The 3,135-nt window shown below is 44.0% G+C and carries 5 protein-coding genes; 1 reads left to right on the top strand and 4 read right to left on the bottom strand.

Annotated features, from left to right (window positions below; translation table 11 throughout):
- The coding region (locus tag F6K52_RS34540; protein ID WP_293089451.1) for a zinc ribbon domain-containing protein at positions 1 to 545 on the top strand (545 nt) is incomplete at its 5' end.
- A gap of 257 nt (positions 546 to 802) precedes the next feature.
- Here the strand turns inward: F6K52_RS34540 and F6K52_RS34535 are convergent.
- The 4 genes from F6K52_RS34535 to F6K52_RS34520 form a co-directional block, all read right to left on the bottom strand.
- A complete protein-coding gene (locus tag F6K52_RS34535; RefSeq protein WP_293089449.1) occupies positions 803 to 931 on the bottom strand; it encodes a hypothetical protein in 129 nt (42 codons plus the stop codon).
- 62 nt (positions 932 to 993) lie between these two features.
- Positions 994 to 1,608 (bottom strand): hypothetical protein, encoded by a 615-nt coding sequence (locus F6K52_RS34530; protein WP_293089447.1) that lies wholly within the window; start codon positions 1,606 to 1,608, stop codon positions 994 to 996.
- A 22-nt stretch (positions 1,609 to 1,630) separates the two neighbouring features.
- Positions 1,631 to 1,777 carry a hypothetical protein gene (locus F6K52_RS34525; RefSeq protein WP_293089444.1) on the bottom strand — a complete coding sequence of 49 codons (147 nt, stop codon included), beginning with the start codon at positions 1,775 to 1,777 and terminating at the stop codon, positions 1,631 to 1,633.
- 13 nt (positions 1,778 to 1,790) lie between these two features.
- Entirely contained in the window at positions 1,791 to 2,879 is a 1,089-nt protein-coding gene (locus F6K52_RS34520; protein WP_364421194.1) for a B12-binding domain-containing radical SAM protein, read from the bottom strand.
- Positions 2,880 to 3,135 lie beyond the last annotated feature (256 nt).

Below are 3,135 nucleotides of genomic sequence, written 5' to 3'. Positions count from 1 at the left end.
TATCAAAGTCTCTTTTTAAGGGAGAATCATTAAAAGTATTTGCTGAAGATTTAACACGACCAATAAAGAACAAAAGTCAGTCCAAAACCATGTCTCGCAAGCTTAATAGTTGGATGAAGGGTCAAATGCGGGACTCCTTACAAAAATGGGCTGATTGGACTGGTTCAGTCGTGACAGAAGTTCAGCCTAGTTACACGTCGCAAATTGACTCCAGGAATGGAACCCTTTTAGGGGAAAGGACTGGGGACAGTTTTACCGGATTTGATGGGGTCGTGTTACAGGCTGACTATAATGCTGCCAAAAATATCCTTGACAGAGGTACGGATAGGGAAATTACTCGGTACATGAGTAAGATCGAGGTTCAGGCAGTATTGCTGCGTCGTACCGCGCGTTTCTTGGAAGGGATGGGACTGAGCCTGCTAGATGCAGTCGAGCTTGGTTGGCTTGACTGTAAACATACCAGAACTCAGGCTTTCAAGCAACTCCTGGTCGAGATGCCAGGAACGCCTAGACAGATGAGTGGGAGGCTTAACTCCAATTGCTGACCACCACTCCTCCCTCAGGCAACAACAAATTGCACCTTGACCGTTTTATACCGGATTATCCCGATTAATTAAGGTTTAAGAGTATCTCAAATCCCCCAACCCAGCGCCGTGATGGCAAATGTCCTACTGGCGCTTGGAGTTGGAACTCAAAGTCTTGATCTCGAAGATGAGAGTTGTGGAGGGGCCAGCTGATGGGATTGGCCGTAGGCCACGCTAAGCGAACGAAAAACCAGTAACGAAAGTTGTTAGTTATAGCGCTACGGGCTGGGAATAGGGAAGATTCCTGTTATGAGTTCCCTGTTCTGAGTTGCCTGTTCAACACTTATGGGATAATTGGTCGCTTCTTGATGCAGTCGCTCATGGGGGAAACCACGGCAGTCGCTCATGGGGGAGACCCCCAAGACCGCGCTGCCTCCCCAAGACCGCGCTGCATCGCTCTTTATCTTACTTATTGCTGATTTTCAAGTTCTAGTTCACATTGACTGAATACATAATTAATTGCTGAATAAAGTCTCTCTAAATCAGAAATTGTATAATTGTTAATTTCTCTAGTATAGAGATTCCCTTTTAGTTTACCAAACTGCCAAACTTGACCATTGGAAACAATTCCAAATATAGTTTGATCAGATTGGTCATTAAGCTTTTGAATTGCCACCATTTCTGCTAAACATTGACCCCACCCCTTAATAAAATCATCCTTTTTGGCTTCTACAGCTACAAAATAGGGCTTTTCAAAGATTTGTTTCCCAAGGGGTGAACGCTTTGCTAAAATATAATCCGGTATGCCAGTGAGCTGTTGATCATAGGTGATTGGTTTATGACTCCACAGCGTAAATTTATCTCGATACTGTCTGTATACTTCTTTTAAGAGCGGAAAAATAATCGTCTCACAAATAGCATACTCTGACTCTTCAACGGTAAATTCTCGAAGACAAAACTCTAAATCTTCTTTAAACGCTTCTCTGATAACAGTGTCAGTTTCCAGGATATAATTGGCTTCAGTAGCAGTAATCGTAAATTCTTGGAGTACTTCGCCAATAGTCTTATAGGAATCGAAGGACATGAGGGAATCGGGAATTTAGAATTTAGAATTTAGAATTGGGAATCGGGAATCGGGAATCGGGAATCGGGAATCGGGAATCGGGAATCGGGAATTGGGAATCGGGAATCGGGAATCGGGAATTGGGATTAGCCACGATAACACCACACTCCCCATCTCCCCATCTCCCCATATTCCCACAGTAACTACACTTTCCCCGCCACTTCTGCAACAGGTCTAGTTTGAGCAATTGCTGCCAAAAACTGAGCCAGTTGTGCTGGAATTTGATCGTGGACAATTTGGCGGTATTCAAGGAAATGTTCCAGATAGGCATGATCGCTAAGATACCGTTTCCATACCTGAGGATTGTGCCTGAGGATAGAAAAAAGTTGACCCCAGAATTGGAAGCGGGTTTGGCGCTTGATGCCATTGCGCCAGATAATAATTAGCAGTGCCCAGAAATAGATCAATTTTGGCATTACCAACTTAGGCTGATAGGGTTTCGGCTTCATATTTAAGTAGTGCCGATAAAGTCTGCCTAAATAGGATTCTGGTTTATATAATTCCCAGAAACAACTGACGTATTCCTGAGCCAGTTGTTCTATCGGTCGAGTGGGGATAAAATTGGTCAGGGTTGTCTGATTTATATTTTCCTCATTGCCTTCTAGTAAACGCCCCTCTTGTTTGAGCCGATCCCAAAGGGCGGTATTGGGCAAGGCTTGTAACATACTAAAAACAGGATGGGGAATAGCGGTTGCTTCTACAAAATCGATAATGCGATCGCCTGCTCCTGGTTTTTCTCCATCCAAGCCAATAATAAATCCAGCCATCACTCGCAAACCTGCCCGATTAATTTTCTCAACCGCATCTGCTAAGGGTTGACGAGTGTTTTGGTGTTTTTTGGTCAGGGTCAAGCTATCGGTATTTGGTGTTTCAATTCCCACAAATACTGAACTAAAATTGGCAGCAATCATCAACTCCAACAGTTCATCGTCTTCGGCCAGATTCAAAGAAGCTTCTGTGGACAAAGGAAAGGGGTAACCATGCTCTGCCATCCAGGGAGCTAGTTCCTGCAACAGAACCTTGACATGGCGTTTATTGCCAATAAAATTATCATCAACTATAAATACAGGAAGCCGCCAACCCAAATTATAGAGGGTTTGCAATTCAGCCAAGACTTGAGCTGGGGTTTTGGTGCGCGGTTTACGGCCATATCGCACAGAGATGTCACAGAACTCGCACTCGAAAGGACAACCACGGGAAAACTGTACCGACATCTCGCTATAAGCATCCAATTCCAGTAAATCGTAGCGGGGAATTGGTGTCTTGGTGACATCGGCTCTTTCACCATTAGCACGGAATACTCCCGAAGTTTCTCCCAGAGCCAGTGCTTCAACAAATCTCGGTAGGGTAATCTCACCTTCATCTAAAATCAGAAAGTCTACTCCTGCTTCTTGAGCTTCCTCTGCTATAGACGTGACATAAGGTAATGAACTTCATTATAAGAAGAATTTATTTCAAAAGACTGGTTTTGTCACTTACACCCTCTAC

The organism is Moorena sp. SIO3H5 (assembly GCF_010692395.1).
Lineage (GTDB): Bacteria > Cyanobacteriota > Cyanobacteriia > Cyanobacteriales > Coleofasciculaceae > Moorena.
This window is presented reverse-complemented; position numbering and strand designations above follow the sequence as displayed.